The organism is Anaerotruncus massiliensis (ex Togo et al. 2026) (genome assembly GCF_900199635.1).
In the GTDB taxonomy this organism is placed as follows: Bacteria; Bacillota; Clostridia; order Oscillospirales; family Ruminococcaceae; genus Anaerotruncus; species Anaerotruncus massiliensis.
Genome location: NZ_LT962687.1, coordinates 702,923 through 722,086, shown reverse-complemented (window position 1 = coordinate 722,086; position 19,164 = coordinate 702,923). Strand labels below are relative to the sequence as shown.

Annotated in this window: 15 protein-coding genes, 1 pseudogene and 2 riboswitches; of the genes and pseudogenes, 1 reads left to right on the top strand and 15 read right to left on the bottom strand. The window is 64.6% G+C overall.

Translation table 11 applies throughout. From position 1 onward, the window contains the following. Positions 1–5: 5 nt before the first annotated feature. From C1A13_RS04010 to C1A13_RS03940, 15 genes and pseudogenes are all read right to left on the bottom strand, one after another. Entirely contained in the window at positions 6–1,022 is a 1,017-nt protein-coding gene (locus C1A13_RS04010) for a rod shape-determining protein (RefSeq protein WP_101549326.1), read from the bottom strand. A gap of 71 nt (positions 1,023–1,093) precedes the next feature. Further along, entirely contained in the window at positions 1,094–1,822 is a 729-nt protein-coding gene (locus C1A13_RS04005; RefSeq protein ID WP_101549324.1) for a ComF family protein, read from the bottom strand. After that, entirely contained in the window at positions 1,815–4,037 is a 2,223-nt protein-coding gene (gene recD2, locus C1A13_RS04000; RefSeq protein WP_101549323.1) for an SF1B family DNA helicase RecD2, read from the bottom strand. Before recD2 ends, C1A13_RS04005 begins: the two co-directional genes overlap by 8 nt. A gap of 87 nt (positions 4,038–4,124) precedes the next feature. Next, a complete protein-coding gene (locus C1A13_RS03995) occupies positions 4,125–4,454 on the bottom strand; it encodes a hypothetical protein (RefSeq protein ID WP_101549321.1) in 330 nt (109 codons plus the stop codon). Between the two features lie 60 nt (positions 4,455–4,514). Continuing rightward, on the bottom strand, positions 4,515–5,699 hold the full coding sequence (gene metK, locus C1A13_RS03990; RefSeq protein WP_101549320.1) for a methionine adenosyltransferase: 1,185 nt from the start codon (positions 5,697–5,699) through the stop codon (positions 4,515–4,517). Between the two features lie 52 nt (positions 5,700–5,751). Continuing rightward, on the bottom strand, positions 5,752–6,498 hold the full coding sequence (locus C1A13_RS03985; RefSeq protein WP_101549319.1) for a hypothetical protein: 747 nt from the start codon (positions 6,496–6,498) through the stop codon (positions 5,752–5,754). Then, positions 6,495–8,279: an N-acetylmuramoyl-L-alanine amidase family protein gene (locus C1A13_RS03980; RefSeq protein ID WP_146021678.1), complete on the bottom strand. Its 1,785-nt coding sequence runs from the start codon at positions 8,277–8,279 to the stop codon at positions 6,495–6,497. Before C1A13_RS03980 ends, C1A13_RS03985 begins: the two co-directional genes overlap by 4 nt. Before the next feature lie 120 nt (positions 8,280–8,399). Beyond that, a riboswitch (SAM riboswitch) is annotated at positions 8,400–8,493 on the bottom strand. A gap of 55 nt (positions 8,494–8,548) precedes the next feature. Then, entirely contained in the window at positions 8,549–9,109 is a 561-nt protein-coding gene (locus tag C1A13_RS03975; RefSeq protein ID WP_101549315.1) for an ECF transporter S component, read from the bottom strand. Between the two features lie 102 nt (positions 9,110–9,211). After that, positions 9,212–9,331: riboswitch (FMN riboswitch) on the bottom strand. A gap of 1,057 nt (positions 9,332–10,388) precedes the next feature. Next, positions 10,389–11,312 (bottom strand): pseudouridine-5'-phosphate glycosidase, encoded by a 924-nt coding sequence (locus tag C1A13_RS03970; RefSeq protein ID WP_101549314.1) that lies wholly within the window; start codon positions 11,310–11,312, stop codon positions 10,389–10,391. Between the two features lie 30 nt (positions 11,313–11,342). Then, a complete protein-coding gene (locus tag C1A13_RS03965; RefSeq protein ID WP_172439158.1) occupies positions 11,343–12,446 on the bottom strand; it encodes a PfkB family carbohydrate kinase in 1,104 nt (367 codons plus the stop codon). Positions 12,447–12,581: 135 nt separating this feature from the next. Beyond that, the gene (locus tag C1A13_RS03960; RefSeq protein ID WP_101549312.1) at positions 12,582–13,508 is read right to left on the bottom strand and encodes an ABC transporter permease; all 927 of its coding nucleotides are present in this window, start codon (positions 13,506–13,508) and stop codon (positions 12,582–12,584) included. Continuing rightward, complete coding sequence (locus C1A13_RS03955) at positions 13,498–14,625, bottom strand: ABC transporter permease (RefSeq protein ID WP_101549310.1); 1,128 nt, start codon at positions 14,623–14,625, stop codon at positions 13,498–13,500. The genes C1A13_RS03960 and C1A13_RS03955 overlap by 11 nt, the downstream gene beginning before the upstream one ends. Further along, on the bottom strand, positions 14,622–16,157 hold the full coding sequence (locus tag C1A13_RS03950) for an ABC transporter ATP-binding protein (protein ID WP_101549308.1): 1,536 nt from the start codon (positions 16,155–16,157) through the stop codon (positions 14,622–14,624). Before C1A13_RS03950 ends, C1A13_RS03955 begins: the two co-directional genes overlap by 4 nt. 191 nt (positions 16,158–16,348) lie before the next feature. Then, complete coding sequence (locus tag C1A13_RS03945; protein ID WP_101549304.1) at positions 16,349–17,464, bottom strand: BMP family lipoprotein; 1,116 nt, start codon at positions 17,462–17,464, stop codon at positions 16,349–16,351. A gap of 64 nt (positions 17,465–17,528) precedes the next feature. After that, a pseudogene (locus tag C1A13_RS03940) lies at positions 17,529–17,954 on the bottom strand (cytidine deaminase); the annotation flags it as partial. Between the two features lie 470 nt (positions 17,955–18,424). Here C1A13_RS03940 and C1A13_RS03935 point away from each other — a divergent pair. Beyond that, positions 18,425–19,132 (top strand): Crp/Fnr family transcriptional regulator, encoded by a 708-nt coding sequence (locus C1A13_RS03935; RefSeq protein WP_101549301.1) that lies wholly within the window; start codon positions 18,425–18,427, stop codon positions 19,130–19,132. The last annotated feature ends 32 nt before the right edge of the window (positions 19,133–19,164 follow it).

Below are 19,164 nucleotides of genomic sequence, written 5' to 3'. Positions count from 1 at the left end.
GCCGCTCAGTGGCGGTGGGTGGAGGAAGCTACAAACCCGTCCACGAGCTGGTCGATATACTGGAAGGAAAGCCCGGTGCCGACCGCGACGCATTCGACGGGGTTTTCCGCGAGGCGCACCGGCATCTTGAGCTCGCGGGACATATAGACATCCATGCCGTGGAGCATCGCGCCGCCGCCGGTCATGACCATGCCGTTGGTGAAGATGTCCCCGACAAGCTCGGGCGGCGTGCGTTCGACGACCGAATGGACCGCCGCGCGGATCTCGTCCACCAGCTCGACCATCACCGGATAGAGTTCCTTCCGGGTGAGCAGCACCTTGGTCGGCAGTCCGGTCGCAAGGTGGCGGCCCTTCACTTCATAGGACGCGTCCTCCGCGTCGCGGTCGACGCTCGCGATCGCGATCTTGACCCGCTCGGCCATCCGCTCGCCGAGCAGGACGTTGTAGCGGGAACGCATGTATTTGATGATCGCGGCGTTGAACTTGTCCCCCGCCAGCTTGATCGACGTTTTGCAGACGATGCCGTTGAGGGAGAGCACCGCGATGTCGCTCGTACCGCCGCCGATGTCGAGGATGAGGTTGCCGTTCGGCCGCGAGATGTCGATACCCGCGCCGATCGCCGCCGCGACCGGCTCCTCGATCAGGTAGACGCTGCGCGCGCCCGCCTGCACGGCGGCGTCGACCGCCGCCTGCGCCTCCACGCCAGTGATGAGCGAGGGCACGCAGAGCGCCACCCGCGGTTTCATCATATTGTTGGGACAGGCCTTTTTCATGAAGTATTTGATCATCGCCTCGGTCATCTTGTAGTCGGAGATGACCCCGTCCTCCAGCGGGCGGATGGCGGTGATCTTCGCGGGCGTCTTGCCCAGCATGTCGTGCGCCTCGTCCCCCACGCTGAGCACGTCCCCGGTGCGGGTGTTGATCGCCACGACCGAGGGCTCCCGCAGCACGATGCCGTGCGCGCCGTTATAGACGAGTACCGTCGCCGTTCCCAGGTCGATCCCGATGTCGATTGAATTCATACGATTTTGTCCCCCTGACGGGCCCCGCCCGATTCATTACCGCACCATTATACAACAATTTACAGCAGAATTCAACGCCGCCCGCCATTTGCCGCCATTTTCCTCTGCCCGGCGGGCGTCGTGGCCGCCACGGTGAGGCGGACCTCCCCCGCGCCCGCCTTTTTGAGAAGCTCCGCGCACCGGCGGGCCGTCGCGCCCGTCGTGAGCACGTCGTCCACGAGCAGCACCCGCTCCCCCCTGAGCGCCGCGCCCCGGCAGAGGGAGAATGCCTCCCGCGCGTTCTGTTCCCTCGCCGCGGCGCCCTCCTGCCGCGCCTGCGCGCCGCCCTTTCCCGTATGGGCCAGGAGCCCGCCTTTGGCGGGCGCGCCCAGCCGCCGGGAAAGCTCCCGCGCCAGCAGCTCGGTCTGGCAGAACCCGCGCCGGCGGAGCTTTTTGCGGTGCAGCGGCACCCAGGTGACGAGGTCGAACGCCCCGTCCCCAAAGTCGCCGCGCACCCGCTTTGCCATCAGCGCCGCGAGGAAGGGCGCGTAATAGCTGCGCCCGCTGTATTTGTACCGGTGGATGCCCCGGCGCACGCCGCCCTCATACCAGAGCGCCGCGGACACGCCGTCACAGACCGGGCCGGACGCCTCGCAGACGCACCGGTCCAGCCGCTTGCCGCAGCCGGGGCAGGCCTCCCCCGCCGTCTCGGGCAGACCGCACTCCCCGCAGAGCCACCCCTCCCCCGCGAGCACCCGCCCGCAGAGGAAGCATTTGTGCGGGAAGAGCAGGGTGAGCGCGCGCTCCCACAGGCTAGCCATCGCACACCTCCCCCAGCAAAAACCGCAGGTTGGCGTAGCGGCGGGTCCGCTTGTGGCTCTGCACCATCGTGCGCACCGCCGAGGCCGAACCGAGGATGATGAGCAGCTTTTTTGCGCGGGTGACCGCCGTGTAGAGCAGGCTCCGGTAATACATGCGGCTGCGTCCCTCCGCGAGCGGCAGGATGACCGCGTCGTACTCGTTGCCCTGGCTCTTGTGCACGGTGATCGCGTAGGCGAGCTCGAGCTCGCCCGCCATGTCGAAGGAGTACTCCGCGCGGCGGCCCTCGTCGAACCGCACGATGATCGACGAGGAGGGGCGGTTGATGAGCTCGATCACGCCGATGTCGCCGTTGAAGATGCCGAGTCCCTCCTCGCCGTCCTCCTTTTCCCACAGGAGGTCGTAGTTGTTCTTCACCTGCATGACCTTGTCCCCCTCGCGCAGCGTCTGGGGGCCGGAGGAAAATTCCTTTTTGCGCTCGTCGGGCGGGTTGAGCGCCTGCTGGAGCACCCGGTTGAGCTCCCCGGTGCCCGCCGCGCCCACCCTTGTCGGCGCGATCACCTGGATGTCCCACATCGGCGAAAAGCCGTAGCTCTTGGGCAGCCGCCGCGCGCAGAGATCGGCGGCGGTCGCGCAGATGCGCGCCGACTGCTGCTCGGGCAGGAAGAAGAAGTCGTTGTCCCGCGCGTCAAGCCGAGGGTCCTCCCCCGAGACGATCGCGTGCGCGTTGGTGACGATGAGGCTTTTGGCCGCCTGCCGGAAGATCTCCGACAGGTGCACGACGGGGAGCTTGCCGCTCGCGATGAGGTCGCTCAGAATGTTGCCCGCGCCGACCGACGGCAGCTGGTCGGGGTCGCCGACGAGGATGAGCCGGCAGGAGAACTTGACGGCGCGCAGCAGCGACTCGAAGAGGAGCGTGTCCATCATCGAGGTCTCGTCGATGATGACCGCCTCGCAGGGCAGCGGGTTCTTCTCCCCGCGCTTGAATTTGGTGACCCCCGAGCCGTCGTCGAAGTCGACCTCGAGCAGCCGGTGGACCGTCCTGGCCTCCACGCCGGTCAGCTCGGTCATCCGCTTGGCGGCGCGCCCGGTCGGCGCGGCGAGCGCCACCTTCTCCCCCATCTGCCCGAGCAGGCGGATGATCGCCGAGATCGCCGTCGTCTTGCCGGTGCCGGGGCCGCCGGTGAGGATCATGAGGGGGGAGGTGACCGCCGTGACGATCGCCTCCCGCTGGAGCGCCGCGTAGGTGATCCCCTGCTTTTGCTCGAGCGCGGAGATCGCAGCCTCGAGATCGGGGGTGAGGCCCTCCCCCCGCTGGTCGCGCATGAGGGCGAGCTTGGAGGCGATGTAGCACTCCGCCTCGTAGTAGCGGGGGACGTAGAGGAAGGGCTCCCCCTTTACATCGAGCCGCACCAGCTCCCCGCGCGCCACGAGCTCCTCGAGCACGTCGGCGGCGTGGTAGCTGTCCGTCTGGACGAGCCGCGCCGCCGTCTCGAGCAGCTTCGGCTCGGGCAGACAGGTGTGGCCGTTGTTCATGCTGTTGTGGCGCAGCACGTGCAGAATGCCCGCGGCGATCCGCTCGAAGCTGTCGGGCGCGAGCCCCGCCGCGTCGGCCGCGGCGTCCGCCGTCTCGAAGGGCACGCCGATCTCCTCGCAGCAGAGCACATAGGGGTTCTGCGACACGATCTCCTGCGCCTGGGGGCCGAACTTCTTCCACGCCTTGATCGCGAAGGGCGCGGGAACGCCGATTTTCGCCAGATATAGCATTACAGTTCGTATACCAAACAATTTTCGATACTCATTGGAAATTTGTTCCGCTTTTTTTGGCGAAATTCCGGAAACCTCAGTGAGCCTTGCCGGATTCTGTTCGATCACGGTGAGCGTCTCGTCCCCAAACCGCGCGACCAGCCGCCCGGCGGTCTTGGGGCCGATCCCCTTGATCGCGCCGGAGGAGAGATAGGAGGCGATGGCGGCGGCGGTCGCCGGGAGCAGCCGCTCATACTTGTCCGCCTTGAGCTGGAGGCCGTATTTCGGGTGGGTGGCGTACACCCCCTCCACGATGAGCGTCTCGCCGACGGCGATGCCCACGAACTCCCCGACCACGGTGACCAGCTCGCCGTCAGCCGAAAGCTCGAGCACCGTAAAGCCCGTCTGCTCGCTGTGGAAGATGACCGTCTCCACCCCGCCCTCCAGCCGGTAGCGTTCGCCAAGCTCCATGTTCCTTCCCTCCCCGCGCGAAGATTTACAGCTATCATTATAGCCGTCCGCGCGGGAAAGCGCAAGCGCGCCGGGAGCCTGCGGCCCCTAGCGCAGGAGCCCCGCCAGCTCCTCCGGGGAGCGGACGAAACGCACCCCCGCGCCGCGCGCGAGCTCCTCGCAGTCGCGCGCCGCCCGCTCGTCGAGGCCCGCGTCGTAAAGCAGAAGCACTTGACCGCTCGGGTTGGATTCCCACTGGAGGCAGGCGTAGAAGAGGGACATCTGGTCGCCCGAATTTTTCCCTTCTCCGCCGACCGGCACGACCTTGTAAACCCCGTTGCCTTTCCGGCTCAGGCGCACCGCGAGCCACGCGGCCGCGTGGATGAACCCGATGCAGGCGAAGACCGACAGCAGGCCGATTCCCAGGATGTGCAGCATGAAAAATCACCTCGGAACATCCTATGTTCCGAGGTGATTTTGTGTGAGGCGTTTTGGGCCCTATTCCTTCACGGCGGCCAAAAGCGCGTCGGTTTTGTCGGTTTTTTCCCAGCTGACGCCCAAATCCTCGCGGCCCATGTGGCCGTAGGCGGCGAGCTGCCGGTAGATCGGGCGGCGCAGGCCGAGAGTGCGGATGATCGCCGCCGGGCGCAGGTCGAAGACCCTGGTCACCGCCTCGGCGAGCCGGTCGTCAGGCACCGCGCCGGTGCCGAAGGTGTTGACGTTGACCGACACGGGGTTCGCCACGCCGATCGCGTAGGCCACCTGCACCTCGCAGCGGCGGGCGAGCTTGGCGGCGACAATGTTCTTCGCCACCCAGCGCGCGGCGTAGGCCGCCGAGCGGTCCACCTTGGTCGGGTCCTTGCCCGAGAAGGCGCCGCCGCCGTGCCGGCCGAAGCCGCCGTAGGTGTCGACGATGATCTTGCGGCCGGTGAGCCCCGAATCGCCCTGCGGCCCGCCGATCACGAACCGGCCGGTGGGGTTCACGTAGATCTTTGTGCGGTCGTCCATCAGCTCGGAGGGGATCACCTTGTCGATGACCTCCGCGATCACGTCCGCCCGGATCTGCTCGAGGGAGACGTCGGGCGAATGCTGGTTGGAGATGACCACCGCGTCGACGCGCACCGGCGCGTCGTCCTCGTATTCGACCGTCACCTGCGTCTTGCCGTCCGGCCGCAGGTAGGGGAGCGTCCCGTCGTGGCGCACCTCCGAGAGCCGCTTGGCCAGCCGGTGGGCCAGCGAGATCGGCATCGGCATCAATTCGGGGGTGTCGTCCGACGCGTAGCCGAACATCATGCCCTGGTCGCCCGCGCCGGTCGAATCCGCCTCGTCGCCCGCGCCCTGCTTCTGCTCGAGCGCCTCGTCGACGCCGAGCGCGATGTCGCCCGACTGCTCGTCGATGCTCGTCAGCACTGCGCAGGTCGCATAGTCAAAGCCGAATTTCGCGCGGTCGTAGCCGATCCCCCTGATCACGTCGCGCGCCACGGCGGGGATATCCACATAGCAGTTGGTGGAGATCTCCCCCATGATGAGCACCATGCCGGTGGTCACCGCCGTCTCGCACGCCACGCGCGCCTGCGGGTCCTTCGCGATGATCGCGTCGAGCACCGCGTCGGAAATTTGGTCGCAGATCTTGTCGGGATGTCCCTCGGTTACTGACTCCGAGGTAAAAAGGTACTTGGCCATCTTCTATCGAACTTCCTTTCGTCCAGCCCCTCCGGGCTTCAATATACAAATTTTACGCCGCTTCCTCCGGCAGGACCTGCACCGACCGGTATTGGAAGCCGCCCCCGTCCAAAAGCTCCACCGTCATGACGGCGGAATAGACCTTCTGTCCGGAAGCCTCGGACGCGTTTCCCTCGCTGTCCCGGACGGCGTAGCCCTCCGTCCACACCTCGTAGGAGATGCGCAGCAGGTCCCCCTCCCGTTCGGCGGAGAGCACCCGCGGCCACCACTCCTCGCCCAGGCCGCCGCCCCGCATCTGGTAGACGTTCTTCTGCGCGTCGTAGGAATAGGCGGTGCGCAGGTAGTCGGCAGGCGCGCCGAAATAGGCGAGCGCCGTGGCCTCGACCTCCTCGGCGGGATAGGCCGCAAAGCCCTCCCCGTCCACCGGCGGGTCGACGCGCGCCCATTCGGGGCCGTACCGCTCGGCGTAGTCGATCTTGGACATGTAGATGTGGTAATTTTGCTGCACCGTGAACTGGAAGAGGGAGTCCGGGCCGAGGTCCTCATAGCGCTCCCACCCCTCGGCGTAGATCAGGTTGCCGTAGGGCGCGAAAAAAATCTCCTGACAGACCGCCGGGTCGGCGTAGTCGGGCTCCGCAGGGGATTCCGGCTCCGGCGCGCTCCCGGGCGCGGCGGGTTCCGCCGGACCCGGCGCCGCCGGTCCCGCGTCCGCGGGCGGGGCCTCCCCGCCGCGCGCCGCGCAGCCGGCCAGCGCCAGCAGCAGCGCGAGCAGGCCGGCCAGAACCCTTGCGCGCGTCATACGCCCAGCACCGCCAGCACGCCGTCCCCGATCGCGTTCGCGGTCTGGTAGATGCCGTTGCGGCTGGTCATGCTGTCATACTCCGTGGGATTGGTGACAAAGCCCATCTCCACAAGCACCGACGGCGCGAAGGCGTTGAGGGTCACGCGGTAGTTGGACTGCTTCGCGCCCCGGTTGGTGCGCCCGGTATAGCCCGCCACGTTCGCCGAGAGGGTTGAGGCGAGGCTCTTGGAGATCGGCTCGAAGTAGTAGACCTCGGTTCCACCGATCGTGTTCATATCCTTGGTGTAGGCGAGGCTGTTGCAGTGAAGGGAGATGAAGAGGTCGGCGCGGTTGTCGAGCGTGATCTGCATCCGCTTGTTCATGTCCACGTCGTCGTCCCCCGTGCGGCAGAGCACGACCTTCGCGCCGAGAGACTCCAGCCGCTTTTGCACCGCGACCGCCGATGCGAGGGTGATGTCCTTCTCCATCGCGCCGCCCGTGCCGGGGATGCCGATCGCGCCGGGATCGGCGCCGCCGTGGCCCGCGTCCACCGCGATCGTCACGCCGGAGAGCGGCTGGCTGCCGCCCGAGACCCGGGGCGCGTATTTCGCGTAGAGGATGACGTCGCCGTCGTCGTAGCTGATGTCGTAGCCCCACAGCTGCCGGGACCCCGACCGCAGGAACTGCATGACCGTGTCGCCGTCCTCCTCCGTCACGTCGACCGCGTCGAACAGGTCGCTGCCGTCCGCCATGCCGTCCTCATAGTCCGCGATGCCGGTCGTGTTGAAGAGCTTCACATAGAGTTTTTCCCCGTCCATATAGGCCCGGAACATCGTGTTTGCGGTGCCGTGGAAGGTGTAGTATTCGCCGCTGCCCGCCTGCTCGAAGGAGACGCCGGACACCCTGTTGCGGATGTTCACCTGCTCCTCCAGCGGCTGCACCGACTCCTTGGGGATCCAGCCGCCCGTCGACAGGCGGTACATGTTCCCCACCTCGGTCACATAGTCGACCGCGCCCCCCTTGGCCGTCTCGATGAAGGCGCTCGCCGCCGCGTCCTTGTAGACGCTTGCCGCCACGTTCTTCACCTCGACGTACAGGCGGCTGCCGCTGCCGGTCAGGTAGACGCTGCCCGCCGATTTGACCGAGCTGGTCTTGCCCTTGTAGGTCATCGTGTAGGTGACGGGGCCGAGGTTGCGGGTGCCGTCCACCTCGCCCGCCGTCGTCTTGGCGGAGAAGGTCGCGGGCACGCCCGCCACGGCGGTCGCCGCCGCCTGCTTGAGCGCCACCTGCCGCCCGCCGACCGTCGCGGTCACCTGCGCGCCCGACGGCGCGGTGCACTGCAGGCTGATCGTCTCGCCCGAATAGGTCGCGCAGTCAAAGGAGGGCGCCGCGCCGCGGATGTTGGTGATCGTAACGGGGGTGTCCGCCCCGCGCGTGATGTTGATCTCCTCCGAACGGCCGCCGTTGCGGAAGACGAAGGTGTTGACCCCCTTCTGGAGCGCCACGAGCACGCCGAAGCTGCCGCGCGCCCCCCGGCCCGAAACCGCCTCGCCGTTCATCGTCAGCTTCTCGTCGGGGTCGGAGCCGCCCGTGATGAAGTAAGCGGCCCCCGAGGTGGAGACGTCCTTCTCCGGGCGGGTCAGGGTCAGCCGGGCGGGCACCTTGAGATTCACATGGCTGGTGATCGCGTCGAAGTCGTTGTAGCCGCCCGCCGCGAGGGAGGGCGCCGCCACCCCCGCGCAGAGCGCCGCCGCCAGCACCGTGGAAATGAGTTTTCTGCACATTCCGTCTATTTTCACCTGTTTACCCCCTGTTACGCAATATTTCTTATACAGTGGGGACTCGGCCGCGTTTTCCTGCGGCCAATTCCTGTCAAATCAAAACAAAAAGCGCCCGGCGATATGCCGGACGCTATCATTTCCTCATCTCTCGGTCATACCGCTGGATTTGGCACCTTGCAATGCAGGTTGCCGGGCTTCACAGGGCCAGTCCCTCCGCCGCTCTTTATAAGGTAAAGCTATTCAGTTGTCTTTGTTATTCTACAGGATGCGCCAGAAAATGTCAAGCATTACGCGGGCTGTTCGGAATGCTCATGCTTCACCAGCCGCGCGATCGGCTTGTAGACGAAATAGGTGACGATCCCATTGACCCCCGCCTTGAGCAGGTTGAAAGGGATGATGACCGGCAGCAGCATCGGGATGACCGCCTCGATCGGGGTACCCATGAAGATCGGCGTAAAGATGAGGTTGCAGAACACCATCACCACGGTCATCGCCGCGACGCCCGCCCCCAGCGCGACCACCGCGCCAACGCGGTTATGGCGGAGGCGGTAGAGATTGCCCGCGAGCAGCGCGAACGCGCCCGTCGCCAGAAAATGCATCACGATGCCGATGATGCCGCTGCCCGCGCTGACCGTCGTGCCCTGGATGACCGACACGACGAGCGTAAGCCCGAGCCCCGCCACCGGCCCGTAGAGGAAGGTACAGATAAAGATTGGGATGTCGGCAGGGTCGTACTCGAGGAAGGGCGCGGGCGGAAACGGAATGCGGATGAGCGCGACCAGCACGATCGATACGGCGGCCAGCATGGCGATGGTGGTGAGCTTGCGGGTGGTCTGGGATGCTTTCATGTGTCATACCTCCAAAAATGTTTGGAGCCTGCCGGGGAACTGAAAACGCCCTTGAACCAAGGTTCAAGGGCGCGGGCATATCGGCGGAAAATCCGCGAATATACGCCGTTTCTTTCATCCGGACTATACCGTTGGTATGGGAATCGCACCCATTCGGCCGACTTGCGCCGGTTCGCGGACTGTACCGCCAGTGGGGACTTTCACCCCGCCCTGAAACAGACTTTGTGGTTTTATTATAGCGCATGTGACCGTTTTGTCAAGGGGGTTGCCGTGGGCCTTTTGTTTGCCGCTCGAGGAGCGGCGGAGCTTTCCGCTCTCGCCCCGGCGGGTGGCGGCGCTTTAGATATGCCGCTCGGGAAGCGGCGGAGCTTGCCGGTGGCCCACCGATTTGCCGCTCATGAAGCGGCGGAGCTTGCCGGGTCCCGCCCCGGCGGGCGGCCCCATTTCTTGTACGGACAAGAAATGGGGGAAAGAAGCCGCAGGGGGCTGCGCCCCCTTGACCCCCAGCGCCGCCTCCGGTTGGCCTTCGGCCAAAGTCGGCGGCACCCTGTCACGGATGAGCGAGCGAGCCTACAGCATCCCGCCAGCCGCCGCGCCGCGGGCGCAATGCCACTGCCCGAGAGCCTCCGGTACCGAATCGAAAGTGCGCCCGGGGAGACACGGCCGCTTTTGCGTGGCGCGCATCTCCCACGGGGAGGCGGAAAACTGCGCGGCTACGCCGCGCACGCGCGCAGGGCGCGCGAACGCCCGGAACGGGCGTTGTTTTCCGTCGGGTGTCCCCGGCGAGCCATCCGGCTTCGGTCGTTGGGAGCGCAGGGCGCACGTCAGTTGCGGCCCCTGCCCGCAACCGACCCCGCGATCGGTCAAGCCGATGCGTGTACCCCTGCCTGACAAGCTCGCCGCGCCGTTGTTTTCATCGTTGGGAGCGCCCGCAACCTGAATTGAGCCTTCAGCTGGTGTACCCGTGGGGAGTGACGGTAGTCCGCGGGTTATGGCAAGGTACTCCCGGAGATCCCTAAGAACCCGGCGGAGGGTTCTTAGGCGGACTTTTGGTTCCTTTTCGTCCGTCCGAAAAGGAACCCGTGCCGCGCGGCGGAACGCGCTCGTATTTCTTGCCGCTTGGAAAGCGGCAATTCCCGTCTACGCCCCGCCGGGCGCAGCGAGGTAAACTCAAGAGGATTCCGCCGGGCGGCCGTCGGCGGGACACGCCTCCGGCACTAGGCCTGCGGGCCGTCGCAGCGCGGCAACCTCCGCCGCTCACGGGCAGCAAATGCCGCCTTTATTTTTTGCAGAGCTCAACCGCGATCCGCGAGGCCAGCCGCGCGTTGTTATACACAAGCTCGATGTTGGCTTCGAGGCTCTTGCCGGCGGTGATCTGCTGGATCCGGTCGAGCAGGAAGGGAGTCAGCTCCTTGCCCTTGACGCCCTTCTGCGCGGCCTCGGCGCAGGCGTCCTCGATGGTGCGGGAGATGTAGTCATGGTCCATGGCGTACTGCTCGGGGATGGGGTTGGTGACCAGCATGCCGCCACGGAGTCCCAGGTCCTCCTTGGCAGAAAACGCCGCCGCGATCTCCTCGGGGGTATCCATGCGGTAATCGACCTTGAAGCCGCTCTTGCGCGTATAGAAGGCGGGAAGCTCCTCCGTCTGGTAGCCCAGCACGGTGACGCCCTTCGTCTCCAGGTATTCGAGCGTGAGCCCGAGGTCAAGGATCGACTTGGCGCCGGCGCAGACCACCATGACGGGGGTTTCGGCCAGCTCCTCCAGGTCGGCGGAGATGTCCATCGTCGTCTCGGCGCCGCGGTGCACGCCGCCCACGCCGCCGGTGGCGAAGACCTGGACCCCGGCCAGCGCGGAGAGGATCATCGTGGCGGCCACCGTGGTGGCGCCGTCCTCGCCGCGGGCGCAGAGCACCGGCAGATCGCGGCGGCTGGCCTTGATGACGCCGAGCCCCTTCTTGCCCAGATGAGTGATCTCCTCTTCCGAGATGCCCACCTTCAGCTTGCCGCCGATGACGGCCACCGTCGCGGGTTCGGCGCCGCAGCTCCGGACGACCTCCTCCACCTTGAGGGCGGTTTCGACGTTGCGCGGATAGGGCATGCCGTGAGAGATGATGGTGGATTCCAGCGTGACCACCGGACGGTTGTTGTCGAGGGCCTCCCGGATACGGGGGGAAACTTCGAGGTATTTTTCAAGACGGTTCATGATACGGACACTCCTTCTCGTCAATTTGATTTATTCATCGGGGGTCGGTGTGGGCGCCCCCGTGATTGCCAGGATGGATTCCGCGCTGATGCGCGGACTGATCGTCTCGGCGCTTTCGATGCAGATGTCGGCCGCGGCCAGCCCGGCCTTGGCGCAGTCCCGCAGCGAAAAGCCCTGCCGCCAGCCCCAGGCGAGCGCTGCCATGAAGCTGTCGCCGGCGCCGGTGCTGTTGACCATGTGGGAGGGATAGGCGGGCAGGTGGAACTGCTCATGGTGGTCGGCGCAGAAAACGCCCTTGGAGCCGAGGGAGAGGAACACCTGCTCGACCCCCATGTCCAGAAAGCGGCGGGCGGCGCGGCGGAGCGAATCCTCGTCGCGGATCTCGATACCGGTCAAAAGCTGCGCCTCAAGGAGGTTGGGCTTGATCGTGTGGATCTTGTAGAAGAGCCCGGCCAGCTTTTTCGCCTTGACGGTGGAGACGGTGTCGGCGAAGAGCGGGCAACGGCAGTTTTCCGCCAGGAACCGCAGGCTCTCCTCCGGCAGATTGGTGTCCATGATGCACAGGCTCGCGCGGTTGATCAGGTCCATCTTGCTCTCGAAAAAGCGCGGCGTGAGCTCCTCGTAGATGTCCATCTCGTTGATCGCGAGCTGCATCTCGCCGGTGTGGTCGGCGATGAACAGGTAGGTGGAGGTCGTCCCGCCCGGCACGGTCAGGGTGTCGTTCACATCGATCCCCAGACGGCGGCAGCCCTCGGCGAGCTGGTTGGCGTGGGGGTCGTCCCCGAAGGCCGTGATGAGCTTGACGTCCTCCCCCAGCAGCGCCAGGTTGTGGGCGATGTTGCGCGCCACGCCGCCCGGCGACAGCCGCACCTTGCCGGGGTTGGAATCCTGCGCCACGAGCGGGGCGTCCGGACGGCCGCTGATGTCCATATTGGCGCCGCCCACCACCACGATATAGGGATTTTTCTGCAGCAGGTAGCCCTTACCCTGAATGAAGCCCTTCTTCATCAGGTTGGAGATGTGCACCGCGACCGACGAACGGGCGATCCCGGCCCGCGAAGCCAGCTCCTGCTGAGAAATCAGCGGGTTATCCTCTATCCAGCGCAGAATCTGCCGCTCGCGTTCAGTGATCATGCTCCTCGCTCCTTAAACATATGTTTATTTGATTAATCTTATGCTTATATTCTAGCAGGCCAACCGCGCTTTGTCAAGACAAAAAAAGAAAAAAACGCCCCCGCTTTCGCGGGGGCGTTTTTAAACAATCGGGGGTTACCGTTCGCCCTTGCGGTAGGGCGTGCCGTTGGCCTTCGGGGCCTCCGAACGGCCGACGAAGAGCACGAGCACCACCATTGTGAGCACATAGGGCAGCATGGCCAGCAGCTGGGAGGGGATGTACTCCATCCCGCCGAGCATGACCACCATCGCTTGGGCGAAGCCGAAGAGCAGGCAGGCGCGCAGCGCCCCCTGCGGGGTCCACTTGCCGAAGATCACGGCGGCCAGCGCGATGAAGCCGTGGCCGGAGATGACCGTCGGGCTGAAGTTGGAGACGACCGCCAGCGTCATGGCCGCGCCGCCGAAGCCGGCGAGAAGGCCCGAGAGGATGCAGCAGACGTAGCGGATCACATAGATGTTGACGCCGAGCGAATCGGCCGCCGCGGGATGCTCGCCGCAGGCCAGCACCCGCAGGCCCCATTTGGTCTTGTAGAGGAAGAACCACATGGCGACGGTCAGCAGGATGGCCAGCGGCACCGTGATGTCGATGTTGATGGCGTTGATGGTCAGGTTGGAGGTGTCCATCCCGAGCAGCGACAGGATCTTCGGCAGCTTTTTGGGCACCGGCTGGGTCTGGGTCGCGCCGTCGAAGAAGAGCCGCGACAGGAAGAGCGCCAGCCCCAGGCCGATGAAGTTGATGGCGACGCCGGAGATGGTCTGGTTGCCCTGCAGGTGGATGGAAGCCACCGCATGGAGCACCGCCATGGCGGCCCCCGCCAGCCCGCCGATCAAAAATCCGAGCCACGGGCTCCCGGTGAAGTACCCCACCGCGGTGGCGACAAACGCGCCGATCGTCATCATGCCCTCGATGCCGATGTTGTCCACACCGGAACGCTGGGTGATGACCCCGCCGAGCGCCGCGAAGATGAGGGGCGCCGAATACATCAGGGTGATATTGATGGCAAGCAGGATGTTATTCAACATGTGAACCACCCCTTCTCTTGAGCCGTTCGGCGATCATCGGGTAGATGGAGACCAGCGCCACACAGAAGACGATGGAGCCGATCATAATGTTGATGATCTCGCTCGGCGCGCCGATTTCCGACTGGATGGAGCCGCCCCCGTACTTGAGCCCGCTGAACAGCAGGCCGGAGAGCACGCAGCCGAGCGGATTGTTGTTTGCGATCAGCGAGACGGAGATGCCGTCCCAGCCGTAGCCCTCGGTGACCGGCAACACGCTGATGCGGAAGGGATTGGTGCCGAGAATCTGGATGGCGCCCGCCAGCGCCGCGATACCGCCGGAAATGAACATGGCCATGACCATGTTCTTCTTGACGCCGATGCCGGCGAATTCGGCGGCGTCCTTGTTGGCGCCGACCGCGCGCAGCTCAAAGCCCTTGGTCGTCCGGTTGAGGTAGTACCAGGCGAGCAGCACGACCACAAGCGCGAGCAGAATGCCCCAGTGCAGGTCGGTGCGCAGGAAATCGCCCCAGAAGGCGTTCGACTTGATGAACTCCTTGCCCGCTTCCGACTTCTTCCAGTCCCCCAGGAAAAGCAGCTTCGCGGTGTCCGCGACCTCGTAGGAGGCCTGGGAGCCGGGCTTCTTCACACCGGGCAGCGTGAGGATGAAGTTGTTGAAGTAGAGGGCGATCCAGTTGAGCATGATGGTGGAGATGACCTCATGCACGCCGAACCGGGCCTTGAGCCACCCGGCCAGCCCGCCGAACAGCCCGCCGAAGAGGAAGGCCAGCAGCAGGACCGCCGCCGGATGGACGCCCATCGGCAGCAGGAAGTAGCGGCCCACCAGCGCTGCGGTCACGGTGCCGATCATGTACTGCCCCTCCGCGCCGATGTTGAAGAGCCCGCTCTTGTAGGCGAAGGAGACCGAAAGGCCGGTCAGGATGATCGGCACGGCGTTGATGACGATCTGGGAGACGTATTTCGGCTTCCGGAACATGCCGGCGAACATCGCGCCGTAGGCCTCCAGCGGGTTGTAGCCGGCCACCGCCAGCACCACCGCGCCGACAATGAAGCCGATCAGCACCGAAATGAGGATCCCGGTCATCGGTTTTTTGAGCAGCTTGATGAGTCGATCCCTCATGTCTGGTTCCCCCCTCCCGCCATCAGCAGGCCGATTTCCTTTTCATCGGCGCCCGCGGCGTCCATTTCGCCGACGATCCTGCCGTTATAGAGCACATTGATGCGGTCGGACAGGTCCATGACCTCGTCAAGCTCCAGGCTGATGAGCAGCACCGCTTTGCCGTGGTCCCGCTGCTCCACCAGCGACTTATGTACAAATTCAATGGCGCCCACGTCCAGTCCGCGCGTGGGCTGGACCGCGATCAGCAGGTCGGGGTCGTTGGTGACCTCTCGCGCGATGATCACCTTCTGCTGGTTGCCGCCCGACAGGGCGCGCGCCTCGGTCCGCGCGCAGTCGGCGGGCCGCACGTCAAACTCCCCGATGAGCTTCTGGGCGTTCTCCTGAATCTTGGGGAAATTCAGCACGATGCCCTTGGAAAAAGGGGGTTTGCGGTAGTTTTCGATCACCATGTTCTCCGCCACCGAAAAGCTCAGCACCAGCCCGCGCTTGTGGCGGTCCTCATGGATGGTGCAGATGCCATGGTCGAGCACGTTGCGCGTCGTCGTGTTCTGGATTTCGGCGCCGTTGATCACGATCCTGCCCCCGTCGCAGCGGGTCAGGCAGGTGATCGCCTCGACGAGCTCCTTCTGGCCGTTGCCGTCGATGCCGGCAATACCGAGGATCTCGCCCTTGTGCACGTTCAGGGAGAGGCCGCGCAGCTTTTCGATGCCGCGGTTGTCCCTGACGGTGAGGTCCTCGATGGAAAACACCACGTCGCCGGGTGTGGCGGGCTTTTTTTCGATGTGCAGCGTGACCTCGCGCCCGACCATCTTCGTGGCCAGGTCCTCCTCGCTCTCCTCCGCGACCGACACCGTGTCCACATAGTGGCCACGGCGGATGATGGTGCAGTAGTCGGAGGACTGCTTGATCTCGCGCAGCTTGTGGGTGATAATGATGACCGTCTTGCCGTCTCCGACCAGGCGGTGCATGATTTCGATCAGTTCCTCGATCTCCTGCGGGGTCAGAACCGCCGTGGGCTCGTCGAGGATCAGGATATCCACGCCGCGGTAGAGGGCTTTCAGGATCTCCACCCTCTGCTGCATGCCGACCGAGACGTCTTGGATCTTGGCGTCGGGGTCCACATAGAGGCCGTACCGTTCGGAGAGCTCCCGGATCTGCGCCTTGACCGACTCGAGGTCCAGCACGTCGAAACCCTTCGTGGTCTCCGCGCCGAGCATGATATTCTGTGTGACGGTGAAATTCTCCACCAGCATGAAGTGCTGGTGGACCATGCCGATGCCGTGTTTGATCGCCACGCTCGGGTTCTTGACCTCCACCGGCTCCCCGTTGAGGAGGATCTCCCCCTCGTCCGCCCGGTAGAAGCCGTACAGGATGTTCATGAGCGTGGATTTCCCCGCGCCGTTCTCACCGAGCAGCGCGTGGATCGTACCTTTTCTGACATTCAAATCCACATGATCCAACGCGCAGAAGCTGCCGAAATACTTGCAGATCTGCTTCATCTGGACCGCGTATTGGGGGGTTCCCGCTTCCATAACCTGCCTCCTCGCCAACAACAATCTGCATCAGGGTCCCGGCCGCGGCGGGCCGGGAAGCGCGTCCGCGCCCCCTGGCTAAAAAAGGGCTGCCGCAGGAAACCCGCAAGGGGTTCCATCTGCCATAACAGCCCTTTTGGGCCCGCGGGGGCAAAAGCCCCCGCGGGCAAATAACGCTCTACAGGCGAATCTTACAGGTTGGCCACGAAGGCGTCGAAGTCCTCCTGGGTGTAGGGGACAACGATCTCGCCGTCGATGATCTTCTGCTGCAGTTCGTCCACCTGGGCGAGCAGCTCGGCGGACAGGTGCTTGTCGGAGGAGGGGGCGATGCCCACGCCGCCTTCCGCCAGGCCCATGGTGACGTTGGTGCCGCCCAGCTCTTCGCCGTCCATGATGCGCCCGGTGATGTCGTAAACAGCGTTGCCGACGTTCTTCAGCGCGGAGGTGATGACGTTGTCGGGAGCCAGGAAGTTCTGGTCAAGGTCGACGCCGATGACCATCTTGTTCATCTCTTTGGCGGCCTCGATGGCGCCGCTGCCCGTCTGGCCGGCCGCGTGGAAGATCACGTCGGCGCCGTCGGTGTACATCTTCTGCGCCATGGCCTTGCCCTTGGCGGTGTCGCTGAAGCTCTCGGCCAGCGCGAAGTCATACTGGATCTCCTTGCCGAGCTCCTTGGCGCCGTAGCGCACGCCGGCCTCATAGCCGTATTTGAAGCGGTCCATGACGGGGCTCTCCATGCCGAGCAGGAAGCCGACATGGTTCGTCTCGGTCTTGTGGGCGGCGATGTAGCCGACCAGGAAGGAGGACTGCTCCGCCTGGAACTGCACGCCGATGGCGTTCGGGTACTGGCCGTCCTCAAAGACGTCGTCGACGAGCGCGTAGCGCTGGTCGGGGTTGCTCTCGGCGGCCGCGGCCAGGGCGTCCTTCATCAGGAAGCCGATGCCCCAGACGATGTCCGGCGCGTCGTCGGTGACCTTGGCCAGGTTGGGCGCGTAGTCGGCGTCCTTCTTGGACTCGAGGAAGCTGACCTTGACGCCCTTGTCGCTCTCGAGGCGCTGCATGCCCTCCCAGGCGGACTGGTTAAAGGACTGGTCGTTAATTCCGCCGACGTCGGTGACGAGCGCGGCGGAAAATGCTCCGTCGGCCGGAGCGGCGTCGTCCGCGGGCTCCTCAGCGGGCTCGGCGGAGGGAGCCGTCTCGGCGGGCGCCGTGGAGGACGGGGTCTCGGGGGTTCCGCCGCACGCGGCGAGCATGCCGGCGACGAGAACCATTGCCAGAATCGTGCTCAGTAATTTCGTCTTTTTCATAATTTTCTCCTTTATTGCATTTTGAATGAATCTGCCGGCGGAAACCGGCAGGATCAAACCGATATCAAAGCAGGTCCTCGGGACCGAAGGATTCGGGCAGCAACTGCTCCAGCGTATACTCCCGGATATCCGCTTCCTTTTCGCTCACGGCCACATAGACCTTCATGCCCGGCACGGCGAATTCCCGCAGGAACTGGCGGCAGATGCCGCAGGGGAAGGCGTAGCCCCGCTCCTCCGGCTTCGCGTCGCGGTGCCAGCCGACGACCGCGATCTCCGAAAAACGCTTCTCCCCCTCGAAGACCGCCCGCAGGGCGGCGTTGCGCTCGGCGCAGATGCCCGCGCCGTAGGAGGCGTTTTCCACATTGCAGCCCTGGTAGACCTTGCCGCCTGAAGTGAGCAGCGCCGCGCCGACGCGGAAATTCGAATAGGGGGAATAACTGCTCTCCCGCGCTTCGATCGCCAGGCGCACCAATTCTTTCTTATCCATTTCAGCAGCGTCCTTTCCCGCATGGGAGGCGGCTTTCCGCCTCCGCTCCGCTTACAAAAAATCCGGCTTTTCCGCTCGCCGCGCCTACGCGCCGAAGATGGAAAACACCGGTTCCAAGTGGGCAGTTTGTCCCACCGATTACGGTTTCAGTATAACACAGCCGCTCGAAATGTAAAGGCTATCTTTCTAAATTTTTCAGAAATTGCAGATATTGGCTTTCTTTTTTGGCACAGGCTACAAAACTTCTGCTTAGGACAAATTGCACTTTTTCAATCCGGAACTTTCCATTCCGCTTGGGCAAAACGTACAGTCATACCGCTTGTTCGCTGTGCATGCCTACAAAGAATCCAGAAAGGGACTCGTGTCCTTTTTTTCCGTTTTCAGCGTTGCTATAATAAACATGGAGGAACGAAAAGCACAAAACGCGGCCTCCCCGGCCCGAATGGCCGCGCGTTGAGAGGAGCGGAAAACGGATGCAGTTTGCCGACTGGCTACAATCAGAACCCATGCCGCTGGCGGCCCGTCTGCGCAAGCTCTTCGCGGGCTTTCCGTCCGACGCCCCCGTGCTGACGGCTGAGGCCCGCGCGGGCGAGCACATCATCCGCCAGGACGACCCCTGCGGCTCCGTCTGCGTGCTGCTCGAGGGGCGCGTCACCGTCTCGGGCATCCAGCCCGGCTACGCCACCTACACCTTCTCCGATTTCGACGCGATCGAGTTTTTCGGGGAATACGAGGCGCTTTCCGGCGCCGACCGCTTCTTCGCGCAGGTGCAGGCGAAGACCCGCTGCCGCCTGCTGCGGCTGCCCGCCTCCAGCTATATGCAGTGGATCCTGTCGGACAGCGGCATCATGCTTTCCCGGGTGCGGGCGGTCATGCAGAGCCTGCTGCTTCAGGCGGACCGGGAGCGCAGCTTTCTCTTCCTGGACAGCGAAAGCCGGCTGCTGCAGTTTTTGACCGGCTTTTGCACGCGAAATCCCGCGGAGGACGGGGAGCCGGTCGTCGTGGAGATGACCCGTTCCGCCATCTGTGAGGAAACCGGCTTCTGCGTGCGCACCATCAACCGCAGCATCCGCCGCCTCGAGCAGGACGGGTTCCTGACCGTGCGGCGCGGCAAGATTACCGTCTCGCCGCAGCAGGAGCAGCGGATGCGCAGGGAGCTGGCCCTGCGGATCGGGCGATAATGCTGTAACAAAACAATTCACATATCGACAGT